The following is a 25,810-nucleotide window of genomic DNA, read 5'->3' on the forward strand; positions in this document are numbered from 1 at the left end:
CTGGGGGTTTTCTGTGCACAAAAAAAACGCCGGATTACCCGGCGTTTTCTGCTGGCTGACTTAACGCTCAGCCTTTATTGTCCACTTTGGCGCGTGCTTCGTCACGTAATTCTCGTCGCAAAATCTTACCAACGTTAGATTTTGGCAACTCATCACGAAACTCCACCAGCTTCGGTACTTTATAGCCCGTCAGATGGCGACGACAAAAAGTGACCAGCGCTTCTTCGGTTAATGAGGCATCTTTCTTCACCACGAAGATTTTTACCGCCTCACCGCTGCTGCCCGATGGAACGCCAACCGCAGCGACTTCCTGTACGCCAGAATGTTGCATCACCACGTCTTCAATTTCATTCGGATAAACGTTAAAGCCGGACACCAGGATCATATCTTTCTTACGATCGACAATCCGCAGGAAGCCTTCATCATCCATCACCGCAATATCGCCAGTGTGCAACCAGCCGTCTTTGACGATTTCATCGGTCGCATCCGGTCGCTGCCAGTAACCCAGCATCACCTGTGGGCCTTTCACGCACAGTTCGCCCGGCTCACCCGGCGGCACTTCGTTATCGTCGTCATCCACCAGTTTGACCTCGGTGGAAGGAACCGGTAAACCGATACTGCCGCTGTGATAGTCGATATCGTGAGGGTTAACACTCACCAGCGGGGCGCACTCCGTCAGGCCATAGCCTTCCAGCAGATACTGACCCGTCAGCTTCACCCAACGCTCGGCCACCGCCTGTTGAACCGGCATGCCGCCGCCTGCCGAAAGATGTAGCGAGGAGAAATCCAGTTGCTGGAACTCTTTGTTATTCAGCAGCGCGTTAAACAGCGTGTTGACGCCGGTCATCGCGGTGAATGGATATTTCGCCAGCTCTTTTACCAGTCCCGGAATATCACGCGGATTAGTAATCAGCAGGTTTTGACCACCCAGCTCAATAAACAGCAGGCAGTTCATTGTCAGCGCGAAAATGTGATACAGCGGTAAGGCCGTTACCACCAACTCTTTACCCGGATGCAGCAACGGTCCATAGGTGGCGTTAACCTGTTCAAGGTTAGCCAGCATGTTGCGGTGCGTGAGCATCGCGCCTTTCGCCACACCGGTTGTCCCGCCGGTATATTGCAGGAACGCCAGATCTTCCGACACCACTTCGGGCTTCACATACTGCATGCGATAACCGTTTTGCAGCGCACTGCGAAACGAGATGGCATCCGGCAGGTGATATTTTGGCACCAGGCGTTTAATGTACTTGACGACAAAGTTAACCAGCGTCCCTTTGGCGGTAGAAAGTTGATCGCCCATACGCGTCAGAATCACATGTTGCACCGACGTTTTATCGACCACCTTTTCCAGCGTGTGGGCAAAGTTAGACACGATGACAATCGCCGACGCGCCGCTGTCATTGAGCTGATGTTCAAGCTCGCGCGGCGTGTACAGGGGGTTCACATTCACGACGATCATGCCGGCACGTAAAATCCCAAACAGGGCGACCGGATATTGCAGCAGGTTCGGCATCATCAGCGCGACGCGATCGCCCTTTTTCAGCCCGAGCCCTTGTTGCAAATAGGCCGCAAACGCCCGGCTGCGCTCTTCAAGCTTGCGGAAGGTCATCACCTCCCCCATGTTTACAAACGCGGGCTGATCGGCATAGCGCCTTACTGAGTGTTCAAAGAGTTCCACCAGGGATTGATAACGGTCAGGATTGATCTCCGCAGGGACACCAGCGGGATAACGGTTAAGCCAAACCTTTTTCAATACATCACCTCTAAAATGCATATTCGTCGTCATCACAACCCCAGGCAATAAACAAACTGTTAACATAATATTAACTCAGCGTACCAGTTTGTTTATTACACAACGACAAGGTTGCGAAGCACGTCACTATTTATTTTTCTTATATCCACGTTAATGCAGAAACAGCGGACGAGCCGCTGTTTCTTTTACTAATAAAACAAAGAGTTACTCGGTTACTATGGTCTGAACCTGTGCCGGGCCGGGATTGTACCATCCCCAGCCGCCGTAGCCACCGTAAGGCCAGCCACGCGCACCGTAGAACCAAGGGTCGATCGGCTGAGGCGGCATAATAATCTGCTGAGTAATATGCCAGCGTTTATAACCGGTTACCTGCATCAGCATGAATTTATACGGCGTACTGCCAATTTTTCCGTCCACTGTACCGCTAATCGGACCGACGACGGTAACCAGTTGACCCCGGAAATCCACCGGGTCGAGAAAGCCGTTTACATCAGCATAAATTCGCCCGCGAGAGGCTTCGCCCAGCACGGGTCGCGCACCGCTATCGAGAGGCACGGTGGCGATTTCCAGACGGGATTTCCCCTGCTGGTTCTGAATATCCACCACTTTGCCGCCGAAGCGCGCTTCCTGTCCGACATACAGCTGCGGCGCATTCATCACCCGCACCAGATCCTGCTGCGGCGTAGGGCTTGAGCCTTTGATCGCATCCGGGATGGTGACGCAGCCACTTAGCATTAACGCCAATACGCCCGCCAACACACCTTTCACTACCTGCTTTTGCACCGCCATATTGCGACTCCCTCTTCTTAGCGCCTGCCCCGGGAAACTCACAATGCGGGTCACTGACGACTGCGCGAATTAACCGGGGATGTACTACTAAGATTCATTCTTTACCGGGAAGTTTCTTCCACGCTACGGTGTTACGTAAATAAACCGGTTCAGCATGTTCAACCGCCACGGTCTTACCGGCAGCCAGCATTTGCGTGGCGACAGGCAGCATGTCTTCAGCCGCCGGCAGCAGAACACCGCCATCGCTCAGCGTCAGGCCGCTGTCTTTACCGAGTTCAGGCCAGGCAGGCCAGCCCGTCCCGACAGTGACCCATTGGCCAGATAGTTGCAGCAAGCGTTCATGTACTTGTTCAGGCGTTAACACGGCTTCGGTTTCTTCACCGCGCCAGATGCCATTTTCATCACGCTGGTATTCGGCCCAGTAAACCTCGCCCATTCGCGCATCAATCGCCGCCAGTACGCGGGTGGCGCCAGACTTACGCCAGGCCCCCTGCGCCATGGTCGCCAGGGTGGAGACGCCGATCATCGGTAAATTCGCGCCTAGCGCCAACCCCTGAGCAATGCCAATTCCGATACGTACGCCGGTGAAACTGCCGGGACCGCGACCAAACGCCAGGGCGTCGATATCGGATAAGGCTAATTCGCCAGCGGACAGGATCTCCTGAACCATCGGTAAAATTCGTTGGGTATGTTCTCGTGGGCAAAGCTCGAAATGAGCCTTGATAGTACCGTCATTCCACAGGGCAACAGAGCACGCCTCTGTGGCGGTATCGATAGCCAGAATTCGCATGGGTGTTTGTGATCAGATCAATAAATTTGGCGCGCATCTTACCACACTCCGTAACAAATTACTCAGTCGATGGTATGGCAAGAAAACGAACCGCGCGCGCAATGTCACGCGTTCGTGGCGCAGGCGGAAGACTCGCCAGGAAGGTAGCACCATAGGGCCGCATCACCAGGCGGTTGTCGCAAATTACCAGCACACCGCGATCGTCTGCGTCACGAATCAGTCGCCCTACCCCCTGTTTCAGGGTGATCACCGCATCCGGGAGTTGAACCTCGTCGAAGGGATCGCCGCCACGCAGGCGACAGTCTTCCATCCGGGCTTTTAACAGCGGGTCATCCGGCGAAGTGAACGGCAGTTTATCGATAATCACCAGCGACAGCGTATCGCCACGCACGTCTACCCCCTCCCAGAAACTGCTGGTGGCAACCAGTAACGCATTCCCTGCGCTGACAAACTGCTGTAACAGTTGCCCTTTACTGGTTTCACCCTGCAACAGGACCGGCAGCGTCATGGTGGCGCGAAATTGTTCTGCCAGATCGCGCATCATCGCGTGTGAGGTACACAGCATAAAGCAGCGACCATTGTTTGCTTCGATAATGGGACGCAGCATAGACGCTAACTGGCGCGCGGCTCCCGGCTGGTTGGTTTGCGGAAGATTACGCGGCACGCAGAGCAACGCCTGACGTGTGTAATCAAAAGGACTCGGCAACAGCATCGATTCGGCGTCATCTATACCCAGCCGCGCGGTGAAATGATGAAGATCATCGTTTACCGACAGCGTCGCGGAGGTAAAAATCCAGCAGCCCGGCTTTTGTTCCATCACTTCTTTGAATTTATCCGCCACGGTGAGCGGCGTCAGCGCGAGGGTGAAATGGCGGGAGGTGCATTCATACCAATAGCTGAAGCCTGGCTGGTTAATCTCTTTCAGGCGCTTCAAACGGGTGCGATAAAGCGTGGCGCGCTCAAACGCGGCATCCAACAACGCCGAACGCCCAAGAGACAGTTTCGCCACGTCGTAACACAGTTCCAGCGTGTCATCGAGCAGCAAAAACGCGCGCTGTACGCGCTGGTCAGCCAGCAGTTCGCGCAGATTGCCGCGATAGCCCGGCTCGCCAAGTTGCAGGCGGAAATCCTGGGCGCTTTGTGCCAGGCGGTCGGCGCATTTCTGCAACTGCTGAGTATCTTTCAGCTCGGTGCGATAGGCAATGGTGATGTCTTTCGCCAGGTCTAACAGCTGACGACTGGAGAGCGATTGACCAAAATACTGGCTGGCGATATCCGGTAACTGATGCGCTTCATCGAAAATCATCACGTCAGCTTCGGGGATCAGTTCGCCAAACCCGCTCTCTTTCACCACCATATCAGCGAGAAACAGATGGTGATTGACCACTACCACATCTGCATCCATCGCTTTTTTACGCGCTTTGACGACAAAACACTCTTTGTACAGTGGGCAGTCGCTGCCCAGACAATTGTCGTTAGTGCTGGTTACCAGCGGCCAGGCTTGAGAATCTTCCGCCACGCTGACGCAGGTACTGATGTCGCCATCAAGGGTTTGATTTGACCAGGAGCGCAGCAGGATGACGTCGCTTAAAGTTTGTACCGGCAGGTCGCCGCCCGCCAGCGCCTGCTGTTCAAGGCGTTCCAGACACAGATAGTTGGAGCGCCCTTTCAGCAGCGCCAGTTTGCCGGTAAATTCAAGCGCTTTAGCGACGGTCGGGAGATCGCGGCTGTAAAGCTGATCCTGCAACGCTTTTGAACCGGTAGAGACGATGACTTTCTTACCCGCACGCAGCGCAGGTGCAAGATAAGCGTAGGTTTTCCCCGTTCCGGTTCCGGCTTCGACAACAAGCGGCTGTGATTTTTCAATGGCATGGCTAACGGCGAAGGCCATCTGCCGCTGTGGTTCACGCGGTTTAAAACCCGGTATCGCTTTAGCCAACTGACCGTCTGCTGCAAAATCGTCCGTCACACTGCCCCCTGTTCATTTGAACAGGGATTATGTCAGGCCAGCGGGTCTTTCGCCAGTTGAAGAGGTGACGTAGGCGCAACATTATGGCAGTCTTGGCGCAACCTGAAGCCATTATGAAAAACGTAAATGAGGAATGATTTATGACGATAGTGCGCATTGATGCCGAAGCGCGTTGGTCCGACGTGGTTATCCATAACAACACGTTGTATTACACCGGTGTACCGGAAAACCTGGATGCTGACGCCTTTGAACAAACGGCGAATACGCTGGCGCAAATTGACGCAGTTCTGGAAAAACAGGGCAGCAACAAGTCACGTATTCTTGATGCCACCCTTTTTCTGGCAGACAAAAGTGACTTTGCCGCGATGAACAAAGCCTGGGACGCGTGGGTCGTTGCCGGTCATGCGCCAGTACGTTGTACGGTCCAGGCCGGGTTGATGAACCCGAAATACAAAGTAGAGATCAAGATTATCGCTGCAGTTTAAGCAACGTTACTCGTCTTCATCTTCGAAACGCGCCACGATCCGCTCGCCGGTATGGCTGGCGCGTAACTCTTCAGCTACCAGAGCAATCGCTTGTCCGCTGCTCATCCCCTGCGACATCAGTTCCTGAATACGCTCGACCGCTTTTTGCTGCTGCTCATGACTGAGTGAAGGTAAACCTGCAAACATTGTTAACTCCTGCTAAATTGTCTGCGCTAATTATTTCATGCTACCGGGCAGTTAGCCAGTAGAGTAGCAACGAGTCAGGACTGATGAAGACGTTATCTCCCGCTGTAATCACTTTACCCTGGCGTCAGGACGCCGCTGAACGCTATTTTTCGACCTTAAGCCATCTCCCCTGGGCGATGCTGTTGCATTCGGGTCATGCTGACCATCCACATAACCGTTTTGATATTCTGGTGGCGGATCCCGTCGCCACGCTGGTTACGCGCGCTGAAGAGACCGTTGTCCATGACGGACACGCAACCGTACGCACGCTTGATGACCCAATGACGGTATTACATTCAGCGCTCAGCGCACGGGGGATTCAGCCGAGCAATCACCCCAATCTGCCGTTTCAGGGCGGCGCGTTAGGTCTGTTTGGCTACGATCTTGGCAGAAGATTTGAATCGCTGCCCACGATTGCCATGCGCGATATTGCCCTGCCGGATATGGCCGTCGGCATTTACGACTGGGCGCTGATTGTCGATCATCAGTTGCAAACCGTATCCCTGCTCAGCCATACCGATGTCGAGGCGCGGCGGAAGTGGCTCGACGCACAACAACCGCCAACGCGTGAACCGTTTGCCTTAACCTCTGCGTGGCAATCCAATATGAGTCGCGCGCAGTATGGCGAAAAATTCCGCCAGGTACAGCGCTATCTGCACAGCGGCGACTGTTATCAGGTCAATCTCGCCCAGCGTTTTCAGGCGCATTATCAGGGCGATGAGTGGCTGGCATTTGTACGACTCAATCACGCTAATCGAGCGCCGTTTAGTGCGTTCATTCGTCTTGAGGAAGGCGCAATCCTCAGCCTTTCACCCGAACGGTTTATTCTGTTGGAAAACCAGCACATCCAGACGCGTCCTATTAAAGGGACGCTGCCAAGACGTGAAGATGCTGATGCCGATCGTGAGCAGGCCCAACTGCTGGCGAATTCACCAAAGGATCGTGCGGAAAACCTGATGATCGTGGATTTAATGCGCAATGATATCGGTCGCGTTGCCGTGCCGGGGTCGGTACAGGTCCCTGAGCTGTTTGTGGTCGAGCCATTCCCTGCCGTTCATCATTTAGTCAGCACCATTACCGCACGTCTGCCAGAATCTTTGCACGCCAGCGACCTGCTGCGCGCCGCCTTCCCCGGCGGCTCCATTACCGGCGCGCCGAAGGTGCGGGCGATGGAAATTATAGATGAGCTGGAGCCGCACAGACGTAATGCCTGGTGTGGCAGCATTGGTTACCTGAGCTTTTGCGGCAATATGGACACCAGCATCACCATTCGCACCCTGACGGCCACAAACGGACACATTTATTGTTCCGCAGGTGGTGGCATTGTGGCGGACAGTCAGGAAGACGCGGAGTATCAGGAAACATTTGATAAAGTGAATCGTATTTTGCACCAACTGGAGAATTGACACGTGGAATACAGCAGCCTGACGCTTGATGATTTTTTATCGCGCTTCCAACTCCTGCGCCCGCAGGTCAATCATGCCGCGTTAAACCAGCGTCAGGCGGCCGTACTGATCCCAGTCGTCCGCCGACCACAGCCGGGTCTGCTGCTAACCCAGCGATCCGTTCATCTACGCAAACATGCCGGCCAGGTCGCCTTTCCCGGCGGCGCGGTGGACAGCACCGATGCCTCGTTGATCGCCGCCGCCCTTCGCGAGGCGCATGAAGAAGTGGCAATTCCGCCGTCATGCGTTGAGGTGATCGGCGTCCTGCCGCCGGTCGACAGCGTCACCGGTTTCCAGGTTACCCCGGTCGTCGGCATTATCCCGCCTAATCTGCCGTATCGCGCCAGTGAAGATGAGGTTTCCGCGGTGTTTGAAATGCCGCTGGCGCAGGCTCTGCATTTAGGGCGTTACCATCCGCTCGATATTTATCGCCGTGGTGATTCACACCGTGTTTGGCTTTCTTGGTATGAGCAATATTTCGTCTGGGGAATGACCGCCGGAATAATTCGTGAGCTGGCTCTGCAAATTGGCGTCAAGCCCTGACTATACTTATCTTTACGCACGCCATAGACAACTTGAAACTCAGGTCACAACATTAGTAAAACCGCGGTTATCTATTAGTTTAATTCATGTGAATAGTTAAGCCGATCGCCGCGTTCCCTCTTACACTATGCGCAGTTATAACATCGTTACTGGAAAGCCCAGTCGCCCTGTAGGAGTATTATCGTGATTAGTCTATTCGACATGTTTAAGGTGGGGATTGGTCCCTCATCTTCCCATACCGTAGGGCCTATGAAGGCGGGTAAACAGTTCGTCGATGACCTGGTCGAAAAAGGATTACTGGACAGCGTTACTCGTGTTGCCGTCGACGTGTATGGTTCACTGTCGCTCACGGGTAAAGGTCACCACACCGATATCGCCATTATTATGGGTCTGGCGGGCAACGAGCCTGCTACCGTAGACATTGACAGCATTCCCGGATTTATCCGCGACGTAGAAACGCGTGGACGCCTGCTGCTTGCGCAGGGTCAACACGAAGTGGATTTCCCGCAGAATGACGGAATGCGTTTTCACAACGGCAACCTGCCGCTGCATGAAAACGGCATGCAGATCCATGCGTACAATGGCGAAACCGTCATTTATAGCAAAACCTACTACTCAATCGGCGGTGGATTCATCGTTGATGAAGAACATTTTGGTCAGGATACCGCGGGCGAGGTCAGCGTCCCTTATCCGTTCAAATCCGCGACCGAAATGCTGGAATACTGCAACAGCACCGGCCTGTCTCTCTCTGGCATGGCGATGCAGAACGAACTTGCTCTGCACAGCAAAAAAGAGATTGAAGAGTACTTTGGCCATGTCTGGCAAACCATGCAGGCCTGTATCGATCGTGGGATGAACACCGAAGGTGTGCTGCCAGGTCCGCTACGCGTTCCGCGTCGCGCCTCTGCCCTGCGTCGTATGTTGGTCTCCAGCGACAAGCTCTCCAACGATCCGATGAACGTAATCGACTGGGTGAACATGTTTGCGCTGGCTGTTAACGAAGAAAACGCCGCGGGTGGTCGCGTTGTCACTGCGCCAACTAACGGTGCCTGCGGTATCGTACCTGCGGTCCTTGCTTATTACGATCATTTCATTGAGTCCGTCAGCCCGGATATCTACACCCGCTATTTCCTGGCGGCCGGTGCAATTGGCGCGCTGTACAAAATGAACGCCTCAATCTCCGGTGCAGAAGTAGGTTGTCAGGGTGAAGTGGGCGTGGCCTGCTCCATGGCGGCTGCCGGTCTGGCTGAACTGCTGGGTGCAAGTCCTGAACAGGTGTGTGTTGCGGCAGAAATCGGTATGGAGCATAACCTCGGTTTAACCTGTGACCCGGTTGCCGGTCAGGTTCAGGTTCCGTGCATCGAACGTAACGCCATTGCTTCCGTGAAAGCGATTAACGCCGCACGTATGGCAATGCGCCGTACCAGTGCGCCACGCGTCTCGCTGGATAAAGTCATTGAGACCATGTACGAAACGGGTAAAGACATGAACGCCAAATACCGCGAAACGTCACGTGGTGGTCTGGCAATCAAAGTTCAATGTGACTAATACTTAATTTTCGCCCATCTGCGACGGATGGGCGAATTTATCTCCCCTTCCTCGTCTACTGTAATTTTCCCCACTACACTTGCTCTGTTGCTTTTGGCTTTTGTGACCAACGGCTTATCGGGCGGCCCGCATGCATACAGCACAACGGATCATTAAAAACTATCGCCGGAATCGCTTAATTGTTTGCACACTATGTGCCCTACTGACGCTTATCCTCACTTTAACGGCCCGATTTATTTCGGAGCGTAATTTAAATCATCGGAATACCGTAACCTTTGCCAACCACGCCGTTGAAGAGTTGGATCATGTACTTTTGCCCCTACAGACCGGACGCGATGTGCTGTTGCCATTGATTGGTCTTCCCTGCTCAGTTGCGCGTTTACCGCTGAGCAAGCATGCTGCCAGGCTGCAAACGGTACGCTCTATCAGCCTTATTCAAAGCGGGATTCTGTATTGCTCCAGCATTTTTGGTTATCGCAATGTGCCTGTTCGTCAACTGGAGCCTGAATTACCCAGCCGGGAGCCGCAGCTGCTGCTGTCTACCGACCATTCGCTAATTAAAGGCAGTCCGATTCTGGCGCAATGGTATCCATCCTCTGCCGATGGTGAAGATGGCGTGCTGGAGATCGTTAATATTGATTTATTGTCGTCGATGCTGCTTGAACCCCAACCGCCACAAATCACCCATGCCAGCTTAAGCGTCGGCAATCGCCATCTGCTCTACGGACAAGGTGTTGTCGATACGCTACCTGAGCTAAAGAATGAAAAACGCTACCAGCTTTCATCACAGCATTTCCCGTTTACTATCAGCGTTACCGGTCCGGGCGCCAGCGAACTGGCGATTAAGCATCTGCCCACACAGCTGCCGCTGGCGGTGATCCTCAGTCTGTTAATGGGGTACCTGGCGTGGCTGGCAACCGCCAACAGAATGAGTTTCTCCTGGGAGATTAATCTGGCCCTTGCCGCCCGAGAATTCGAGCTGTTCTGCCAGCCGCTGCTCAATGCGCAAACGCAGCAATGCATGGGGGTGGAAATCCTTTTACGCTGGAATAATCCGCGTCAGGGTTGGATCTCTCCCGAAGTGTTTATTCCCATCGCCGAGGAGCACAACCTGATCGTGCCCCTGACGCGTCATGTCATCGCAGAAACCATTCAGCAGCGACACGTCTTCCCCATGAGCAGTCAGTTTCATATCGGGATCAATGTCGCCGCCAGCCATTTTCGCCATGGCACGCTGTTAAAAGATCTCAACCAGTATTGGTTTAGCCAGCATCCCATTCAGCAGTTAGTCATCGAACTTACCGAGCGAGATGCGTTACTGGATGTGGATTACCGGATTGTACGCGAGCTAAATCGCCTTGGCGTAAAACTGGCGATTGACGATTTTGGCACCGGCAACAGCTCGCTCTCCTGGCTGGAAAAACTCCGCCCGGATGTACTGAAAATTGATAAATCATTTACTTCTGCGATCGGTACCGATGCCGTGAACTCAACCGTTACAGACATCATCATCGCGCTGGGAAAAAGACTGAATATAGAACTGGTGGCAGAAGGGGTTGAAACGCAGGCGCAGGCACAGCATTTGCGCCGGCACGGTGTACATTTATTGCAAGGTTTTCTGTATGCGAAGCCAATGCCGCTCCGCGATTTTCCAAAATGGCTGGCGGGCAGCACCCCGCCGCCCGCCCGGCATAATGGGCGTCATAGTATGCCCGTTATGCCGTTTCGCTAGCCCGGTTACTCGTCTTCGTCGTGAGCGGGTTGTTCTTTAACAATGCGAACTAAATCCACACGATAGTCATTCGCTTCGACAATCGTAATGCTCAGCGGCGCAACCTCGATAACATCGCCGACGCGTGGAATATGACCGTTAGCCGCGATGACTAAACCTGCCACCGTCGCGATATCTTCGTCTTCATTCACCAGCGTATCCACGTCCAGCGCCTGTTGCAACGCATGCAGATCGGTACCGCCTTTCACCAACCAACCGCCTGCATCAGCAATAATTTCAGGCGTTTCATCGGCATCCGGGAACTCACCGGCGATAGCTTCTAATACGTCCAGCGGAGTAACCAACCCCTGCACGACACCAAATTCGTTAGTGACGATCACGAAACTGCCGCGGGCACGACGCAGAACGCCTAACAGATTAATCGGGTCCAGCGTTTCCGGGACCACGATAGCCGGAGAAGCAGAGGCAATCGCCGCCACATCCACACCCTCTTCCAGCGCTACCAGCAGTTCTTTGGCACGGACGATACCGATAATTTCGTCCAGCTCACCGCGACATACCGGGAACAGGCTGTGCGGTGACGAAAGCAATTGCTCACGAATTTCCGCTACGCTCAGGTCCGCATCAACCCAGCTAATCTCGCCACGAGGCGTCATAATGCCACGTAATGAACGCGAGGCCAGGGAGAGTACGCCGTTGATCATATAGCGTTCTTCTTCCACGAATGCGCCTTCCGGAACGGGCACAGGTACCGGATTGTCGGATTCCATCTGCGCGCTGGCCTGACGTTTACCCCCCATCAGACGCAGGATTGCATCGGCAGTCCGCGCACGCAGCGGTAGTGCCGACTGGTGGCGAATAAAGTTACGACGCGCAATCTGGTTAAACAACTCGATAATGATCGAGAAGCCAATCGCCGCATACAGATAGCCTTTCGGAATGTGGAAGCCAAACCCTTCGGCAACCAGACTCAGACCAATCATCAACAGGAAGCTCAGACACAGCACCACCACCGTCGGATGTTGGTTCACAAATCGCGTCAACGGCTTGGACGCCAGCAGCATCACGGCCATAGCAATCACGACCGCCGCCATCATGACCGGCAGATGGTTGACCATACCGACCGCAGTAATCACCGCATCCAGCGAGAACACCGCATCGAGGATGACAATCTGCGTCACGACAACCCAAAAGCTCGCATACCCTTTCGTCTGCCCGGTATCATGTTCACGGTTTTCCAGCCGCTCATGCAGCTCTGTCGTAGCCTTGAACAAGAGGAAGATACCGCCCAGCAGCATAATCAGATCGCGCCCTGAAAACGCATAGTCCATTACCGTAAACAGCGGCTTTGTCAGCGTCACCATCCACGAAATCACGGACAACAAGCCCAGACGCATAATCAGTGCCAGTGATAAACCGATTAAACGCGCTTTATCTCGCTGTTTCGGCGGCAGCTTATCAGCCAGGATCGCAATGAAGACCAGGTTATCAATACCCAGAACAATTTCGAGAACGACAAGCGTGAGCAAACCCACCCAAATCTGCGGGTCCATTAATAATTCCATGACAAGCTCCTGCTTAAGGAATGACCAAACTGCGCGCTGAGGATCTCAGGCGTTAAAGCATTATGCAGAGAAAATTTGTGGCAAAAAGTGCCAATCTGACAGGCGCAAAGCGGCCTGAGGGTGAAATGACGTCGGTGACGATCCATATGGTGGGCTACTGCCCTATACTCCTGAGTAATTAAACAGATGCTAAACATAACAGAGACAACCGGTTTTTAGCAAAGATTTACCTTCCTTTGCAATAAGTTGTTTCGGAGATATTTTACCCTTCGAAATTTCTTTTCATCGGAAGTTAAATTACGGATCTTCATCACATAAAATATTTTTTTCGATATCTAAAATAATTCACGAAAATCATAGGTTTTTCTTTGTAACCCTTATCTGAATCGATTCGATTGCGGACGACGATTCAAATACATCTTCACGTTGATGTGTTAACGATAATAAAGGAGGTAGCAAGTGACCATTGCTATTGTAATAGGCACACATGGTTGGGCTGCAGAGCAGTTACTTAAGACAGCAGAGATGCTGTTAGGCGAGCAGGAAAACGTCGGCTGGATCGATTTCGTTCCAGGCGAAAATGCCGAAACGCTGATCGAAAAGTACAACGCTCAGTTGGCAAAACTCGATACCAGTAAAGGCGTGCTGTTTCTCGTTGACACATGGGGAGGCAGCCCGTTTAACGCTGCGAGCCGCATTGTCGTCGATAAAGAGCATTACGAAGTTATCGCCGGTGTGAACATTCCCATGCTGGTCGAGACCTTCATGGCGCGTGATGACAACCCGAGCTTCGATGAATTAGTGGCACTGGCCGTTGAAACCGGTAGCGAAGGCGTGAAAGCGCTGAAAGCGAAACCAGTGGAAAAAGCCGCTCCTGCCCCCGTTGCGGCACCCAAAGCAGCAGCACCGGCGAAACCGATGGGCCCGAACGATTATATGCAGATCGGCCTGGCGCGTATCGATGACCGTTTAATTCATGGTCAGGTAGCCACTCGCTGGACCAAAGAAACCAACGTAACACGCATTATCGTCGTCAGCGATGAAGTTGCCGCCGATACCGTGCGTAAAACGTTGCTGACTCAGGTAGCACCTCCGGGTGTGACGGCGCATGTGGTTGATGTCGCGAAAATGATCCGCGTCTACAACAACCCGAAATATGCAGGCGAGCGTGTGATGCTGTTGTTCACCAACCCGACCGATGTGGAACGTATCGTTGAAGGCGGTGTGAAAATTACCTCTGTAAATATTGGCGGTATGGCTTTCCGTCAGGGTAAAACACAGGTAAACAACGCAATTTCTGTTGATGAAAAAGACATCGAAGCCTTCAAAAAACTCAACGAACGCGGTATTGAGCTCGAAGCGCGTAAAGTTTCGACCGATCAGAAACTGAAAATGATGGATTTGATTGCCAAGGCGAAATAATTCCCTGGCATTTACTTAGTTTTCACACTTAAGTCTGTATAGCAATAGGAGAAGTACAATGGAGATTACCACTCTTCAGATTGTGCTGGTGTTCATCGTCGCATGTATCGCGGGTATGGAGTCGGTACTCGATGAATTTCAGTTCCACCGTCCGTTGGTGGCCTGTACGCTTATTGGCGCCGTTCTCGGGGATATGAAAACCGGTATTATCATCGGTGGTACCCTGGAAATGATCGCCCTGGGCTGGATGAACATCGGTGCTGCGGTTGCACCAGATGCCGCACTGGCGTCAATTATCTCTACCGTTCTGGTTATCGCGGGTCACCAAAGTATTGGTGCCGGTATCGCGCTGGCTATCCCGCTGGCAGCTGCAGGCCAGGTTCTGACCATCATCGTTCGTACTATCACCGTAGCATTCCAGCACGCAGCGGATAAGGCGGCCGAAAACGGCAACCTGACGGCGCTCTCCTGGCTGCACGTATCCTCACTGTTCCTGCAGGCTATGCGTATCGCTATCCCGGCGGTAATCGTGGCGATTTCTGTAGGTACCAGTGAAGTTCAGAGCATGCTTAACGCCATTCCGGAAGTCGTCACCGGCGGCCTGAACATCGCAGGTGGCATGATCGTAGTGGTTGGTTATGCGATGGTCATCAATATGATGCGCGCGGGCTACCTGATGCCGTTCTTCTATCTCGGCTTCGTCACCGCGGCATTTACTAACTTCAACCTGGTTGCTCTGGGTGTGATTGGCGCTGTGATGGCAATCCTCTACATTCAGCTGAGCCCGAAATATAACCGCGTCGCCGGTGCGCCAGTTCAGGCAGCTGGTAACAACGATCTTGATAACGAACTGGACTAGCAGGTGAGCGAAATGGTTGATATGACTAAAACTACCACCGAGAAAAAACTCACTCCGAGTGACATTCGTGGCGTGTTCATTCGTTCTAACCTGTTTCAGGGTTCATGGAACTTCGAACGTATGCAGGCGCTGGGTTTTTGTTTCTCCATGGTACCGGCTATCCGCCGTTTGTACCCGGAAAACAACGATGCACGTAAGCAGGCTATTAAGCGTCACCTGGAATTCTTTAACACCCATCCGTACGTAGCCGCACCTGTGCTGGGCGTTACGCTGGCGATGGAAGAGCAGCGTGCCAACGGCGCAGAGATTGACGATGGTGCTATCAACGGTATCAAAGTGGGTCTGATGGGACCGCTGGCAGGCGTTGGCGATCCAATCTTCTGGGGTACCGTACGTCCGGTATTTGCCGCGCTTGGTGCAGGTATCGCGATGAGCGGCAGTCTGCTTGGGCCACTGCTGTTCTTCATCCTGTTTAACCTGGTGCGTCTGGCTACCCGTTACTACGGTGTGGCATACGGCTACCGTAAAGGTGTCGATATCGTTAAAGATATGGGCGGCGGCTTCCTGCAGAAACTGACTGAGGGGGCGTCAATCCTCGGCCTGTTTGTCATGGGGGCATTGGTTAACAAGTGGACGCACGTGAACATCCCGTTGGTGGTCTCCACTATCACCGGTCAGGATGGCCAGACTCGCGTTACCACCGTGCAGACTATCCTTGACCAGCTGATGCCGGGCCTGGTTCCTCTGCTGCTGACTTTCGCTTGTATGTGGCTACTGCGTAAGAAAGTGAACCCGCTGTGGATTATCGTTGGCTTCTTCGTCATCGGTATCGCGGGCTACGCTGTCGGCCTGCTCGGCCTGTAAGACTGTTGTACATCACCGGGGGCTTGCCCCCGGTTTTTCTATTTAGAGGGTTGAGGATTCATGACTATCACGGACCTGGTGCTGGTTCTTTTTATCTTTTCGCTGCTGGCGTATGCCATTTACGATCAGTTCATCATGCCCCGCCGTAATGGCCCCACTCTGCTGACGGTCGCCCTGCTTCCTCGCAGCCGTGTTGACAGTGTTATCTTCATTGGCCTGGTAGCTATTCTTATCTACAACAACGTCACCAGTCACGGGGCGCAATTCACCACATGGTTATTATGTGCACTGGTGTTGATGGGGTTGTATCTGTTCTGGATCCGTACGCCGAAAATCATCTTCAAGCAAAAAGGTTTTTTCTTTGCTAACGTCTGGATTGAATATAACCGCATTAAAGAGATGAATTTATCAGAAGACGGCGTGCTGGTGATGCAATTAGAACAGCGTAGATTGCTTGTTCGCGTACGAAATATAGACGATCTCGAAAAAATATATAAGCTTCTTATTTCAAATCAGTAAGTTAACAAGATAGCCTGAACTATGTTTTTCATATATTAATGAAAACAAAACATAGCTAAGGCTATATTACCCCGCCCGTAATGTTATTTATTTTAACGTTCTATTTATAAATAAATCTAAATGAAAATCGTTTTCAATTAAAAGTCAAATATTATTTCCCTGTTTCTTGTTTTATATTCTCAAAATATGTTAAGGTTGCGCCCGTCGTTGGGGAGTAGCCGATTTCCAGACTCCGGAAATGTACGTGTCAACATACTCGTTGAAAAACGTGGCGCGTACGGACTGAACATACAGTTTCAGTCAGGCGAGACCATAGGCACATCAACTGCAATGCATACCTGAATGGCACGATATATTTCGTGTTTTCAATCTGTATGCATGGTTACTGGGGGCAGTGATGTGTTTTATGGATACCCCGGTCAGGACGCTGTTATGAATCTCACCGCTACTGTACTTCTCGCTTTTGGCATGTCGATGGATGCTTTCGCTGCGTCAATTGGCAAGGGTGCCACCCTGCATAAACCCAAATTTTCTGAAGCGCTGCGCACCGGTCTTATTTTCGGCGCAGTTGAAACCCTGACCCCGCTGATTGGCTGGGGTATGGGCATGCTGGCCAGCAAATTTGTACTGGAGTGGAACCACTGGATCGCTTTCATTCTGCTGATTTTCTTAGGTGGGCGAATGATAATCGAAGGTTTTCGCGACAACGGTGATGAAGATGAAGAGCCGCAGCGCCGTCATGGATTCTGGCTGCTGGTCACCACCGCCATTGCCACCAGTCTCGACGCGATGGCCGTCGGGGTGGGTCTGGCTTTCCTGCAAGTTAACATCATTGCGACTGCGCTGGCCATCGGCTGCGCCACGTTAATTATGTCCACGCTCGGCATGATGATCGGTCGTTTTATTGGTCCGATGCTGGGCAAACGAGCTGAAATTTTGGGCGGGGTGGTACTGATTGGTATCGGCGCCCAGATCCTCTGGGCACACTTCCACGGTTAATTCAGGCGCTGCCAGATATGAATACTAAAATCTGTCTGGCAGTCAAACTTCGTCTTTCCTGCCAGCGTTTCCCACACTTCCGGTTTTGCCCGCCAGGCGAACGGTGTCATTTGCAGTAATGCAACGGCTTCGCTGCCCTGGAGCTGCATCTGATAGCCCAGCGCAATACTCTGCTGCAGAACAAAACCTTCCAGCTGTTCGGTATGTGGCGCATGCAAACGCACCTCATCATAAATCAGCCCTTTCAGCTCCATTAAATGCCGCGGCCCTGGTGTGGCGGTGATTACCCATCCACCCGGTTTAACCACGCGAGCCAGCTCTTGCGTTTTACAGGGCGCGTAGATCCTGATGATGGCATCCATGGACGCATCGGCAAACGGCAAACGATGGCTGGAAGCCACGCAAAAGGTTACCTGCGGATAACGGCGGGCTGCGGCCTTAATCGCCACTTTAGAGACGTCGAGGCCAACGGTTTTGCCGCCAGTCAGCGTATCGGCAAAGGCATGGGTGTAATACCCTTCTCCACAGCCGATATCCAGAATCGCCGCGTTCGCTGAACTCAGCGTCTGCGCAAGCACATTCACAATCGCGTCACGCAGCGGTTGATAGCGTCCGGCATCAAGAAACGCCCGGCGCGCCTGCATCATCTCAGCGCTGTCACCCGGATCGCGCGACCGCTTATGCTGAACCGGCAGTAAGTTGACATACCCTTCTTTCGCCACATCAAACTGGTGCCGCTCAGGGCAGATAAAACTGTTTTTCGTTTGAGTAAGAGGCTGGTGGCAAAGAGGACAGGAAAACGACATGACAACTCCGGCAGGTGATTTGAGGGCGCAAGTGTAACGCGAATTGCGCCCCGGGAAAATAACTTACAGCGTCGGCGAGGATACGCTGTCGCCATGCATCACCAGCAGGTGATCGGAGTCGGCAGGCATGCCGTCTGGTTTAACATTTTCCAGGCGTAAAACATCTCCCATAATCTGGCTGAATACCGGCGCGGAGACGGCGCCCCCATAGTAAGCACCGTTTTGTGGATTATTAATAACCACGACTAAGGCGAATTTCGGGTCGCTCGCTGGCGCAACGCCTGCCGTATAAGCCACGTATTTATCAACATATTTACCATCATCGCCAATTTTTTTCGCCGTCCCGGTCTTCACCGCAACCCGATAATCCCTGACCGCCGCCTTAGTTCCCCCACCGCCGGGTAACGCAACGCTTTCCATCATATGTTCAACCTGATGAACCAGAGCCTCTGGCATCACCCGCGTTCCTATTACCGGCGGATCAATACGCGTTATAGAAAGAGGCCGATAGATGCCAAAGCTACCGATAGTGGCGTAGACATGTGCCAACTGGAGCGGCGTCACCATCAGCCCATAACCGAATGCGAAGGTCGCGCGATCCAAATCGCTCCAGTAGCGGCGTTGGGGCATTAAACCACTGCTTTCACCAGTTAATCCCAACCCGGTTGGATCGCCAAAGCCAAAACGTTTATAGGTATCCAGCAATTTCTGCACCGGCATAGCTAACGACAGGTGTGATACTCCCGTATCGCTTGATTTCTGCAAAATGCCGGTAAGCGACAGCTCAGGGTAAAATCCGACGTCACGAATACGATGTCCGTCGACATTAAAAGGATGGGTATCAATTACGCTGTCCGGTTGCACAATCCCCTGCTGGAGCGCGGTCATAATCACCAGCGGCTTTACGGTTGAGCCGGGTTCAAAGGTGTCGCTAATGGCACGGTTACGAAAATCATCCAGTACCGCGCCGTCACGATTGTTGGGGTTAAAATCTGGGAAGCTTGCCATGGAGAGAATTTCGCCAGTAGCGATATTGACCAGTACAGCTGCCCCTGACTCCGCTTTATTCCACGTCACGGCATTATCCAGCGCGTCTTCGGTAACCGTCTGCAAACGCTCATCAATACTGAGTTGTAATTCGTGTGCAGGCACCGGCATCACTTCGGTGATATTTTCGATGACATGACCAAATTTGTCTTTACGGACCAGACGGGAGCCTGGTTTGCCCATCAACTGGCTATTGAAGCTTTTCTCCAGACCTTCAATACCCTGGCCATCAATATTAGTGAAACCAATGAGATTAGCCGCAACATGTCCGGCTGGATAAAAGCGACGGGATTCTTCACGCAGATTGATCCCCGGAAGATTAAGGTTATCGACCCATTCAGCCTGCTGAGGAGAGATCTGGCGCGCCAGATAAATAAAGCGTCCCGCAGGATTACTGTTAACGCGCTCAGCCAGCGAACTGAGCGAAATGTTCAGAGTCTTTGCTAACGCCTGCCAACGTTCATTGTAGCCCACGCCACCCTTGCTAATAATGGTTTTAGGATCTGCCCAGACGGCATTCACCGGGACACTTACCGCCAGCGGTCGCCCTTCTCTGTCGGTAATCATTCCGCGTGGCGAGGCTATAGTTACCTCGCGTAACGAACGCATGTCTTCCTGTTTTACCAGAGTTGTCGGCGTGACAATTTGTAGCCACGCCACCCGACCCAGCAGCAATCCCAGACTTAATAATATCGCCACACAAAGCAGGGCAAAACGTACGGGAGTAAAATTGCGCGCATCTATGTCGTTTTTCTTGTTCACCTGGACTCCCGCATGATAGTTTTTCAGGTGTCTGATTTAACGAGAAATGCTGCGAGAATGCGGGGAAAACTATGCTACGAACATCACGCCTTTGCAACAAAGCGCTAATGGATGGGCTTTCAGAAATATTTTGACGTAATTTGAATTAAAAAGCCCCGCATAAGCGAGGCTTTATATCTGAGATGGTTGCGCATGAGCGCATCAAATCAGTGGTGTCGATCAGATAGCTGTTACGTTAACAGCAGCCGGACCTTTCTGGCCGTCCTGAATTTCGAACTCAACGTTCTGGCCTTCAGCCAGAGTTTTGAAGCCGTTACCCTGGATAGCGGAGAAGTGTACAAACACGTCTTTGCTGCCATCAGCCGGAGTAATGAAGCCAAAACCTTTAGACTCGTTGAACCACTTAACTTGACCTTTAATCTTTGCCATTTGCAAAATTCCTTAGAGTATTTTCTTCGCCCGCGGGCATAACATAGATAAAACTGAGACATTACTGCTTGAGGCACTAATATAAGGTTCGGCAGAGAAGCGGTATTCAACGTCAACGTGTTTACTCAGGACTTCTTTACTGAAAATGCCACACATAAACAGAACTGTACCTCGTTTAACCCAAAACGTGTTATCACATACAACGTAAATAATGGCAAGCCATTTTTAAACGTGTCTCGATCGGTCGCACAAATCCTGTCTTTCATCAAACAACGACTGCACAGTTATGCGCCAGACCGAGCAGAGTTATATTGTCACCTCTCTCCCCTTGCCCCATCAGGCTTGCACCGTCACAGGGACATTTCTACCATAGCTCAATAGCTTCAGTTGTTCCAGTTATCTGTCACAGGGTCTGGCGGATATCATTTTTTATGCTTAGTAATGCATAAAATGTCACAAGCGTAAAAATGAGATCCGCCTTCTGTTTTTGCACCAAAATAATGAAAGAATGATGACAATGCACAAAAAAAGTAAGAGAAACGTTTCGCTGTTAATAAGACGATCGTTATCACAAAAATGACATAATCATATTTTTAACGTATGGGAAAATATATTTATAACAGACCGGACATAAGATATTAATTGGTTAGAGTATCTGAAAATACTCAGATTACAGGCGACTCCGTAACGCTAATTACGCGGGCAGAGCAGAAGAAAATGATCTGACATGTTGACGACAGGATGAAGTATCTGCGCACAGCATCAGCAGACCTTCATCCTGACATACTGTTATTAGCGCTCAGCTACCAGGCGGATGATATCATCATCGTCATCCTTCGCGGTGACCGCTGCAGGTTCTGCCGCTTTTTCTGGTTCGTTAGCTTCACAAAGGCGACGGAGTAATGCGTTCTGTCTTTTTTGCTGGTCTAACAATGCTTCAAGCAGTTCTATCTGCTCGTTAGTACGCGAACTTGCCCGATTAATGAAAAACCACAACACAAGCCCAACAACCAAAACCACCACCGATACCGCTAAAGACGCAAAACTCAACGCGCCAGAATTCAAAACTTCGTTCATTTCACCACCTCAATGTAGACAGCGTAGTTTACCACTGCCGCACAAGAAGGTAATCAACTGTTGTAAAAATGCGCTTACCAGGGAATAAATTTATTGATGGCACAAATACCGCTGAAAAATTGTACGTCCTGATCGCACATGATGTTAAACACCTGCGCCCACATCAATATGCATACCAGCACGACAACAATCAGTACCACCCAGCGTATTTTTTTCACTCCAGCTCCACTCTTCGACTCTACATCTTATGTCTATAAATTATCATGCGTTACCTAAACCCAGCGTTAACTGTAACGGCATTCCATCTTTTTAGGAATGATTGACTTGTTTCAGCCCATGTACAGGCTAATCTACTAATAACGAGAAAAGATAAGAGGTTGTAATGCGTCTGATAATCCGCGCTATTGTGTTGTTAGCTCTGGTTTGGATCGGTTTATTACTGAGCGGCTATGGAGTTTTGATTGGGAGTAAAGAGAATGCGGCCGGTCTGGGTCTGCAATGCCAATATCTGACCGCTCGCGGGACCAGCACCGCACAATACGTCCACACAAACAGCGGCCTTATTGGTCTTTCAGATTGCCCTGTATTACGCAAAAGTACTGTCGTTATCGATAACGGTTAAGATAGCGGCAATACATTCTTTATGCTATTTGCGCAAAATAGCGCTAATTTTATTCATTAAAAAACCCCAGGTACGCAATACCTGGGGTTTTGCACTTAGGCAATTTTTCTGATTAGAACGGATAGTCGTTATAGCCCATTTGTTCAGAAATCTTACGCGCTGCCGTATGCAGCATCGCCACATATTCGTGTAAACGTTCTTCCGAAAAGCGCAGCGTCGGGAATGAAATACTCAAGCCCGCGATCACCACGCCAAAACGGTCAAACACCGGAACACCGATGCAGCGCAGGCCTTCTTCCTGCTCTTCGTTATCTTCGCCGTATCCCTGTTCACGCACTTTATCCAACAGTACCAGCAATTCATCAGTATTCGTGATAGTACGGTCGGTGCTGCGTTTGTACTCGATGCCGTCAAGAATTTCCTTCACTTCATCGCGGTCACGCCATGCCAGAAGAACTTTACCGATAGCCGTGCTGTACAATGGGTTACGACGACCGACGCGGGAATACATTCGCAGATTGTACATGGAATCGATTTTATGAATGTAGACGATACTGTCTTCATCCAGCGCACCAAGGTGTACGGTCTCTTTGGTCAAACGTGAAAGTTCACGCATCTGGATGTCAGCACTACGGATCAGATCAACGTTTTGTAACGCGCGCGCACCCAGCTCGAATAATTTCAGGGTCAGAGAGTATTTCTCTGACTCTCCTTCTTGTGCCACATAACCCAGCGTTTTCATGGTCTGCAAAAAGCGATAAACGGTGCTTTTTGACATCATGACGCGTTGCGACAGCTCGGTAATACCAATTTCGCGCTCTTCACCCAGCGCCTGCAGGATGCCAAAAACTTTCAGCACGGAAGATACAGAATCAGGTTGTTTATCCAGATCTGCGATTGCCATTTATCACCTCATTACGAGTGTTTTATAAAAATCAGAACCGGTTTTTATTATAATTTCACGAACCTGCCCTCGCAATCGCTCTTTGCTTACTTAGTTACAAATCTGCGACCTAACGCCTGTATATCAATGCTAAGATTATTATTCTCATCATCATTCCCGATAAAATGACCCCTTATGGAAAAAATTCAGGCTGATGGCCTGCCATTGCCCCAGCGATATGGTGCAATTTTAACCATTGTTATTGGCATCTCTATGGCAGTACTCGACGGCGCAATAGCTAACGTGGCGCTTCCGACGATTGCTACCGACCTTCAGGCTTCACCCGCCAGCTCAATCTGGATCGTTAACGCCTATCAAATCGCCATTGTCGTTTCACTGCTGTCACTCTCCTTTTTGGGTGATATGTTTGGCTATCGACGCATTTATAAGTGTGGTCTCGTCGTATTCCTGCTTGCCTCACTGTTCTGTGCTTTATCAGACTCGCTACAAATGCTAACTCTGGCTCGTGTGGCTCAGGGGTTTGGCGGTGCGGCGCTGATGAGTGTGAATACAGCTTTAATTAGACTTATTTATCCCCAGCGTCAGCTTGGCCGGGGGATGGGAATCAACTCCTTCATCGTGGCGGTCTCCTCAGCGGCAGGACCCACCATTGCCGCGGCGATCCTCTCTATCTCGTCCTGGAAATGGCTGTTTCTGATTAACGTCCCGCTGGGGATTATTGCCCTGCTGCTGGCCATGCGCTTTCTGCCACCAAATTCGTCCCGCAGCAATAAACCACGCTTTGACTTGCCCAGTGCGGTAATGAATGCCCTAACGTTTGGCTTGTTAATTACTGCCCTCAGTGGGTTCGCGCAAGGACAGTCGCTAAAACTGATTGGTGCCGAGCTTGTGGCGCTTATCGTGGTCGGTTTTTTCTTTATCCGCCGCCAGCTGGCGTTGCCGGTACCGTTATTACCGGTTGACCTGCTACGTATTCCGCTGTTTTCACTCTCGATTTGCACGTCAATCTGTTCATTCAGCGCACAAATGCTGGCGATGGTTTCTCTACCCTTCTTTCTACAAACCGTGCTCGGTCGTAGCGAAGTCGAAACAGGACTACTACTGACCCCATGGCCGCTGGCAACCATGGTGATGGCGCCGCTGGCCGGATATCTTATCGAACGCGTCCACGCGGGATTGTTGGGCGCACTGGGTATGGGCGTGATGGCAAGCGGATTATTTGCCCTGGTGCTACTCCCCTCTGCGCCCTCCGATTTTAATATTATCTGGCCGATGATATTGTGCGGCGCGGGCTTTGGTCTATTCCAGTCACCGAATAACCACACCATCATCACCTCTGCACCACGTGAACGCAGCGGCGGAGCAAGCGGGATGCTGGGGACCGCGCGCTTGTTAGGGCAAAGTACCGGCGCGGCGCTGGTGGCGTTAATGCTCAATCAGTTTGGTGACAGCGGAACACATATGTCGCTAATAACCGCGGGTGTACTGGCAACGGCTGCCGCCATAGTGAGCGGCTTACGTATCACGCAGCCGCGCGTTCAGGCATAAAAAAAGCGCGTCTGACGACGCGCTTCTTCTGGACTTCCGCAGGTTACTTCAGGTATTCCCCACTACGCAGCGCTTCAATACGCTTATCCAACGGCGGGTGAGTCATAAACAGCTCACTCAACGATTTAGATTTACCGTTGATGCAGAACGCCATCATGCTGGTCGCTTCCTGCGGCTCATAGCTGGTTTTCAGACGCTGCAGCGCGGCGATCATCTTCTCACGACCGACCAGTTTGGCAGAACCGGCATCCGCATGGAATTCACGGTGACGTGAGAACCACATGGTAATGATGCTGGCCAGAATACCAAACACCAGTTCCAGCACCGTCGCCACCGCAAAGTAGATTAATGGGTTGCCGTTGCTGCCCTCGCCCTCATCGCGGTTACCGCCCATAAACCCGGCGGCAATTTGCGCCAGAATACGGGAAATAAAGATAACGAAGGTGTTCACCACACCCTGAATGAGGGTCATGGTCACCATATCGCCATTGGCAATGTGGCTGATCTCGTGCGCGATAACCGCTTCGGCTTCGTCCGGGCTCATGTTTTGCAGCAGGCCAGTACTCACAGCCACCAGCGAAGCATCCCGGCGCGCACCGGTAGCAAACGCGTTAATATCTGGCGCATGGTAGATTGCGGCCTGCGGCATAGCAATACCGGCCTGGCGGGCCTGATTCGCTACCGTATTCATCAGCCAGCGTTCTCTTTCATTACGGGGCTGTTCGATCACTTCCCCGCCAACGGACTTTAACGCCATCCATTTGGACATCAGCAGCGAAATGAAGGAACCACCAAAACCAAACAGCAGTGCCATGATCAACAAGCCTTGAACGCTGCTTGACTGAATCCCTGTCAGGCTCAATACCAGCCCGAAAACGACCATCACAGCCAGGTTCGTCAGCAGGAAGAGCGCGATTCGCATCATAATTTTCTTTTAACCTCAATTTAACAAAACGCACTATGCGATTACCCATATCGTATGGGTCTTATGGCTATTTTCAAGCATCCATAGGTGCTAAGTCACCAGAAAGACACAACTTTACATTTTATCGTATCAGACTGACGTCTTCATGCGCTTGTTAAATAAATATCCTCCGGCATAGCCGGA

At 51.7% G+C, this 25,810-nt stretch carries 27 protein-coding genes and 1 riboswitch; of the genes, 12 read left to right on the top strand and 15 right to left on the bottom strand.

The features are described 5' to 3' along the window. Nucleotides 1–67: 67 nt before the first annotated feature. The 4 genes from fadD to FDX04_RS15355 all read right to left on the bottom strand — a co-directional run bounded on the left by fadD (nucleotide 68) and on the right by FDX04_RS15355 (nucleotide 5,301). Nucleotides 68–1,753, bottom strand: coding sequence for a long-chain-fatty-acid--CoA ligase FadD (gene fadD / locus FDX04_RS15340; protein ID WP_123261005.1), 1,686 nt, complete (start codon nucleotides 1,751–1,753; stop codon nucleotides 68–70). Between the two features lie 204 nt (nucleotides 1,754–1,957). Continuing rightward, complete coding sequence (locus tag FDX04_RS15345; RefSeq protein WP_042307869.1) at nucleotides 1,958–2,542, bottom strand: Slp family lipoprotein; 585 nt, start codon at nucleotides 2,540–2,542, stop codon at nucleotides 1,958–1,960. 94 nt (nucleotides 2,543–2,636) lie between these two features. Further along, entirely contained in the window at nucleotides 2,637–3,332 is a 696-nt protein-coding gene (tsaB, locus tag FDX04_RS15350; protein ID WP_079223765.1) for a tRNA (adenosine(37)-N6)-threonylcarbamoyltransferase complex dimerization subunit type 1 TsaB, read from the bottom strand. 58 nt (nucleotides 3,333–3,390) lie between these two features. Beyond that, a complete protein-coding gene (locus FDX04_RS15355; RefSeq protein WP_061381170.1) occupies nucleotides 3,391–5,301 on the bottom strand; it encodes an ATP-dependent DNA helicase in 1,911 nt (636 codons plus the stop codon). Between the two features lie 140 nt (nucleotides 5,302–5,441). Between FDX04_RS15355 and FDX04_RS15360 the strand changes: the two genes are divergently transcribed. Next, complete coding sequence (locus FDX04_RS15360; RefSeq protein WP_042307863.1) at nucleotides 5,442–5,786, top strand: RidA family protein; 345 nt, start codon at nucleotides 5,442–5,444, stop codon at nucleotides 5,784–5,786. Between the two features lie 6 nt (nucleotides 5,787–5,792). Here the strand turns inward: FDX04_RS15360 and FDX04_RS15365 are convergent, their stop codons facing one another. Further along, the gene (locus FDX04_RS15365) at nucleotides 5,793–5,972 is read right to left on the bottom strand and encodes a YoaH family protein (RefSeq protein ID WP_003020986.1); all 180 of its coding nucleotides are present in this window, start codon (nucleotides 5,970–5,972) and stop codon (nucleotides 5,793–5,795) included. An 83-nt stretch (nucleotides 5,973–6,055) separates the two neighbouring features. On the opposite strand from FDX04_RS15365, the gene pabB reads away from it, so the two are divergent. The 4 genes from pabB to FDX04_RS15385 all read left to right on the top strand — a co-directional run bounded on the left by pabB (nucleotide 6,056) and on the right by FDX04_RS15385 (nucleotide 11,279). Continuing rightward, on the top strand, nucleotides 6,056–7,417 hold the full coding sequence (gene pabB, locus FDX04_RS15370; protein WP_170975169.1) for an aminodeoxychorismate synthase component 1: 1,362 nt from the start codon (nucleotides 6,056–6,058) through the stop codon (nucleotides 7,415–7,417). A gap of 3 nt (nucleotides 7,418–7,420) precedes the next feature. After that, the gene (locus FDX04_RS15375) at nucleotides 7,421–7,999 is read left to right on the top strand and encodes a CoA pyrophosphatase (RefSeq protein ID WP_038641269.1); all 579 of its coding nucleotides are present in this window, start codon (nucleotides 7,421–7,423) and stop codon (nucleotides 7,997–7,999) included. A gap of 183 nt (nucleotides 8,000–8,182) precedes the next feature. Next, nucleotides 8,183–9,547, top strand: a complete 1,365-nt coding sequence (gene sdaA, locus FDX04_RS15380) for an L-serine ammonia-lyase (protein WP_042307858.1) — start codon at nucleotides 8,183–8,185, stop codon at nucleotides 9,545–9,547. Between the two features lie 130 nt (nucleotides 9,548–9,677). Next, a complete protein-coding gene (locus tag FDX04_RS15385) occupies nucleotides 9,678–11,279 on the top strand; it encodes an EAL domain-containing protein (protein WP_061381168.1) in 1,602 nt (533 codons plus the stop codon). Between the two features lie 5 nt (nucleotides 11,280–11,284). Here FDX04_RS15385 and yoaE read toward each other — a convergent pair whose 3' ends face one another. Beyond that, nucleotides 11,285–12,844, bottom strand: a complete 1,560-nt coding sequence (yoaE, locus tag FDX04_RS15390) for a CNNM family cation transport protein YoaE (RefSeq protein WP_137348906.1) — start codon at nucleotides 12,842–12,844, stop codon at nucleotides 11,285–11,287. After that, complete coding sequence (locus FDX04_RS24690) at nucleotides 12,832–13,041, bottom strand: hypothetical protein (RefSeq protein WP_072014731.1); 210 nt, start codon at nucleotides 13,039–13,041, stop codon at nucleotides 12,832–12,834. The genes yoaE and FDX04_RS24690 overlap by 13 nt, the downstream gene beginning before the upstream one ends. A 262-nt stretch (nucleotides 13,042–13,303) precedes the next feature. On the opposite strand from FDX04_RS24690, the gene manX reads away from it, so the two are divergent. The 5 genes from manX to mntP all read left to right on the top strand — a co-directional run bounded on the left by manX (nucleotide 13,304) and on the right by mntP (nucleotide 17,507). Beyond that, nucleotides 13,304–14,266, top strand: coding sequence for a PTS mannose transporter subunit IIAB (gene manX / locus FDX04_RS15395; protein WP_005122176.1), 963 nt, complete (start codon nucleotides 13,304–13,306; stop codon nucleotides 14,264–14,266). Nucleotides 14,267–14,324: 58 nt separating this feature from the next. Then, nucleotides 14,325–15,125, top strand: coding sequence for a PTS mannose/fructose/sorbose transporter subunit IIC (locus FDX04_RS15400; RefSeq protein ID WP_005122174.1), 801 nt, complete (start codon nucleotides 14,325–14,327; stop codon nucleotides 15,123–15,125). Between the two features lie 12 nt (nucleotides 15,126–15,137). Continuing rightward, nucleotides 15,138–15,989 (top strand): PTS mannose transporter subunit IID, encoded by an 852-nt coding sequence (locus FDX04_RS15405; protein ID WP_003833769.1) that lies wholly within the window; start codon nucleotides 15,138–15,140, stop codon nucleotides 15,987–15,989. A 60-nt stretch (nucleotides 15,990–16,049) separates the two neighbouring features. Then, nucleotides 16,050–16,508, top strand: a complete 459-nt coding sequence (locus FDX04_RS15410; RefSeq protein WP_042307852.1) for a DUF986 family protein — start codon at nucleotides 16,050–16,052, stop codon at nucleotides 16,506–16,508. A gap of 197 nt (nucleotides 16,509–16,705) precedes the next feature. Continuing rightward, a riboswitch (yybP-ykoY riboswitch) is annotated at nucleotides 16,706–16,805 on the top strand. 135 nt (nucleotides 16,806–16,940) lie between these two features. Beyond that, nucleotides 16,941–17,507 (top strand): manganese efflux pump MntP, encoded by a 567-nt coding sequence (gene mntP / locus FDX04_RS15415; RefSeq protein WP_020996621.1) that lies wholly within the window; start codon nucleotides 16,941–16,943, stop codon nucleotides 17,505–17,507. Here mntP and rlmA read toward each other — a convergent pair. The 6 genes from rlmA to mgrB form a co-directional block, all read right to left on the bottom strand. Continuing rightward, complete coding sequence (rlmA, locus tag FDX04_RS15420; protein ID WP_137371181.1) at nucleotides 17,504–18,313, bottom strand: 23S rRNA (guanine(745)-N(1))-methyltransferase; 810 nt, start codon at nucleotides 18,311–18,313, stop codon at nucleotides 17,504–17,506. The genes mntP and rlmA overlap by 4 nt on opposite strands. 63 nt (nucleotides 18,314–18,376) lie before the next feature. Continuing rightward, nucleotides 18,377–20,122 (bottom strand): peptidoglycan glycosyltransferase FtsI, encoded by a 1,746-nt coding sequence (gene ftsI, locus FDX04_RS15425; protein WP_137371182.1) that lies wholly within the window; start codon nucleotides 20,120–20,122, stop codon nucleotides 18,377–18,379. Between the two features lie 219 nt (nucleotides 20,123–20,341). Then, entirely contained in the window at nucleotides 20,342–20,551 is a 210-nt protein-coding gene (cspE, locus tag FDX04_RS15430; RefSeq protein ID WP_001062678.1) for a transcription antiterminator/RNA stability regulator CspE, read from the bottom strand. A gap of 12 nt (nucleotides 20,552–20,563) precedes the next feature. Next, on the bottom strand, nucleotides 20,564–20,707 hold the full coding sequence (locus FDX04_RS15435; RefSeq protein WP_006684179.1) for a DUF2627 domain-containing protein: 144 nt from the start codon (nucleotides 20,705–20,707) through the stop codon (nucleotides 20,564–20,566). A gap of 636 nt (nucleotides 20,708–21,343) precedes the next feature. Beyond that, nucleotides 21,344–21,628: a YebO family protein gene (locus FDX04_RS15440; protein WP_061381164.1), complete on the bottom strand. Its 285-nt coding sequence runs from the start codon at nucleotides 21,626–21,628 to the stop codon at nucleotides 21,344–21,346. A gap of 74 nt (nucleotides 21,629–21,702) precedes the next feature. After that, on the bottom strand, nucleotides 21,703–21,846 hold the full coding sequence (gene mgrB / locus FDX04_RS15445) for a PhoP/PhoQ regulator MgrB (RefSeq protein WP_003034977.1): 144 nt from the start codon (nucleotides 21,844–21,846) through the stop codon (nucleotides 21,703–21,705). A gap of 164 nt (nucleotides 21,847–22,010) precedes the next feature. Between mgrB and FDX04_RS15450 the strand changes: the two genes are divergently transcribed. Next, nucleotides 22,011–22,250, top strand: a complete 240-nt coding sequence (locus FDX04_RS15450) for a YobH family protein (RefSeq protein ID WP_061381163.1) — start codon at nucleotides 22,011–22,013, stop codon at nucleotides 22,248–22,250. Nucleotides 22,251–22,362: 112 nt separating this feature from the next. On the opposite strand, the gene kdgR is transcribed toward FDX04_RS15450, so the two are convergent. Then, complete coding sequence (gene kdgR / locus FDX04_RS15455) at nucleotides 22,363–23,154, bottom strand: DNA-binding transcriptional regulator KdgR (RefSeq protein WP_006684175.1); 792 nt, start codon at nucleotides 23,152–23,154, stop codon at nucleotides 22,363–22,365. Between the two features lie 174 nt (nucleotides 23,155–23,328). On the opposite strand from kdgR, the gene FDX04_RS15460 reads away from it, so the two are divergent. Next, nucleotides 23,329–24,702 carry an MFS transporter gene (locus tag FDX04_RS15460; RefSeq protein ID WP_137371183.1) on the top strand — a complete coding sequence of 458 codons (1,374 nt, stop codon included), beginning with the start codon at nucleotides 23,329–23,331 and terminating at the stop codon, nucleotides 24,700–24,702. 43 nt (nucleotides 24,703–24,745) lie between these two features. On the opposite strand, the gene htpX is transcribed toward FDX04_RS15460, so the two are convergent. Further along, nucleotides 24,746–25,627, bottom strand: coding sequence for a protease HtpX (gene htpX / locus FDX04_RS15465; RefSeq protein WP_137371184.1), 882 nt, complete (start codon nucleotides 25,625–25,627; stop codon nucleotides 24,746–24,748). Nucleotides 25,628–25,810: the final 183 nt, after the last annotated feature.

Origin of the sequence: Citrobacter sp. wls615 (assembly GCF_005281355.1) — a bacterium.
GTDB classification, from domain to species: Bacteria; Pseudomonadota; Gammaproteobacteria; order Enterobacterales; family Enterobacteriaceae; genus Citrobacter; species Citrobacter werkmanii.

What these genes read in the sequence shown, in the direction of transcription:
- FDX04_RS15345 (WP_042307869.1), bottom strand. Translation starts at nt 2,542, where the DNA reads ATGGCGGTGCAAAAGCAGGTAGTGAAAGGTGTGTTGGCGGGCGTATTG.
- tsaB (WP_079223765.1), bottom strand. Translation starts at nt 3,332, where the DNA reads ATGCGAATTCTGGCTATCGATACCGCCACAGAGGCGTGCTCTGTTGCC.
- FDX04_RS15360 (WP_042307863.1), top strand. Translation starts at nt 5,442, where the DNA reads ATGACGATAGTGCGCATTGATGCCGAAGCGCGTTGGTCCGACGTGGTT.
- FDX04_RS15365 (WP_003020986.1), bottom strand. Translation starts at nt 5,972, where the DNA reads ATGTTTGCAGGTTTACCTTCACTCAGTCATGAGCAGCAGCAAAAAGCG.
- pabB (WP_170975169.1), top strand. Translation starts at nt 6,056, where the DNA reads ATGAAGACGTTATCTCCCGCTGTAATCACTTTACCCTGGCGTCAGGAC.
- FDX04_RS15385 (WP_061381168.1), top strand. Translation starts at nt 9,678, where the DNA reads ATGCATACAGCACAACGGATCATTAAAAACTATCGCCGGAATCGCTTA.
- yoaE (WP_137348906.1), bottom strand. Translation starts at nt 12,844, where the DNA reads ATGGAATTATTAATGGACCCGCAGATTTGGGTGGGTTTGCTCACGCTT.
- FDX04_RS24690 (WP_072014731.1), bottom strand. Translation starts at nt 13,041, where the DNA reads ATGTTTAGCATCTGTTTAATTACTCAGGAGTATAGGGCAGTAGCCCAC.
- FDX04_RS15400 (WP_005122174.1), top strand. Translation starts at nt 14,325, where the DNA reads ATGGAGATTACCACTCTTCAGATTGTGCTGGTGTTCATCGTCGCATGT.
- FDX04_RS15405 (WP_003833769.1), top strand. Translation starts at nt 15,138, where the DNA reads ATGGTTGATATGACTAAAACTACCACCGAGAAAAAACTCACTCCGAGT.
- FDX04_RS15410 (WP_042307852.1), top strand. Translation starts at nt 16,050, where the DNA reads ATGACTATCACGGACCTGGTGCTGGTTCTTTTTATCTTTTCGCTGCTG.
- mntP (WP_020996621.1), top strand. Translation starts at nt 16,941, where the DNA reads ATGAATCTCACCGCTACTGTACTTCTCGCTTTTGGCATGTCGATGGAT.
- rlmA (WP_137371181.1), bottom strand. Translation starts at nt 18,313, where the DNA reads ATGTCGTTTTCCTGTCCTCTTTGCCACCAGCCTCTTACTCAAACGAAA.
- cspE (WP_001062678.1), bottom strand. Translation starts at nt 20,551, where the DNA reads ATGGCAAAGATTAAAGGTCAAGTTAAGTGGTTCAACGAGTCTAAAGGT.
- FDX04_RS15435 (WP_006684179.1), bottom strand. Translation starts at nt 20,707, where the DNA reads ATGTGTGGCATTTTCAGTAAAGAAGTCCTGAGTAAACACGTTGACGTT.
- FDX04_RS15440 (WP_061381164.1), bottom strand. Translation starts at nt 21,628, where the DNA reads ATGAACGAAGTTTTGAATTCTGGCGCGTTGAGTTTTGCGTCTTTAGCG.
- FDX04_RS15450 (WP_061381163.1), top strand. Translation starts at nt 22,011, where the DNA reads ATGCGTCTGATAATCCGCGCTATTGTGTTGTTAGCTCTGGTTTGGATC.
- kdgR (WP_006684175.1), bottom strand. Translation starts at nt 23,154, where the DNA reads ATGGCAATCGCAGATCTGGATAAACAACCTGATTCTGTATCTTCCGTG.
- FDX04_RS15460 (WP_137371183.1), top strand. Translation starts at nt 23,329, where the DNA reads ATGGAAAAAATTCAGGCTGATGGCCTGCCATTGCCCCAGCGATATGGT.
- htpX (WP_137371184.1), bottom strand. Translation starts at nt 25,627, where the DNA reads ATGATGCGAATCGCGCTCTTCCTGCTGACGAACCTGGCTGTGATGGTC.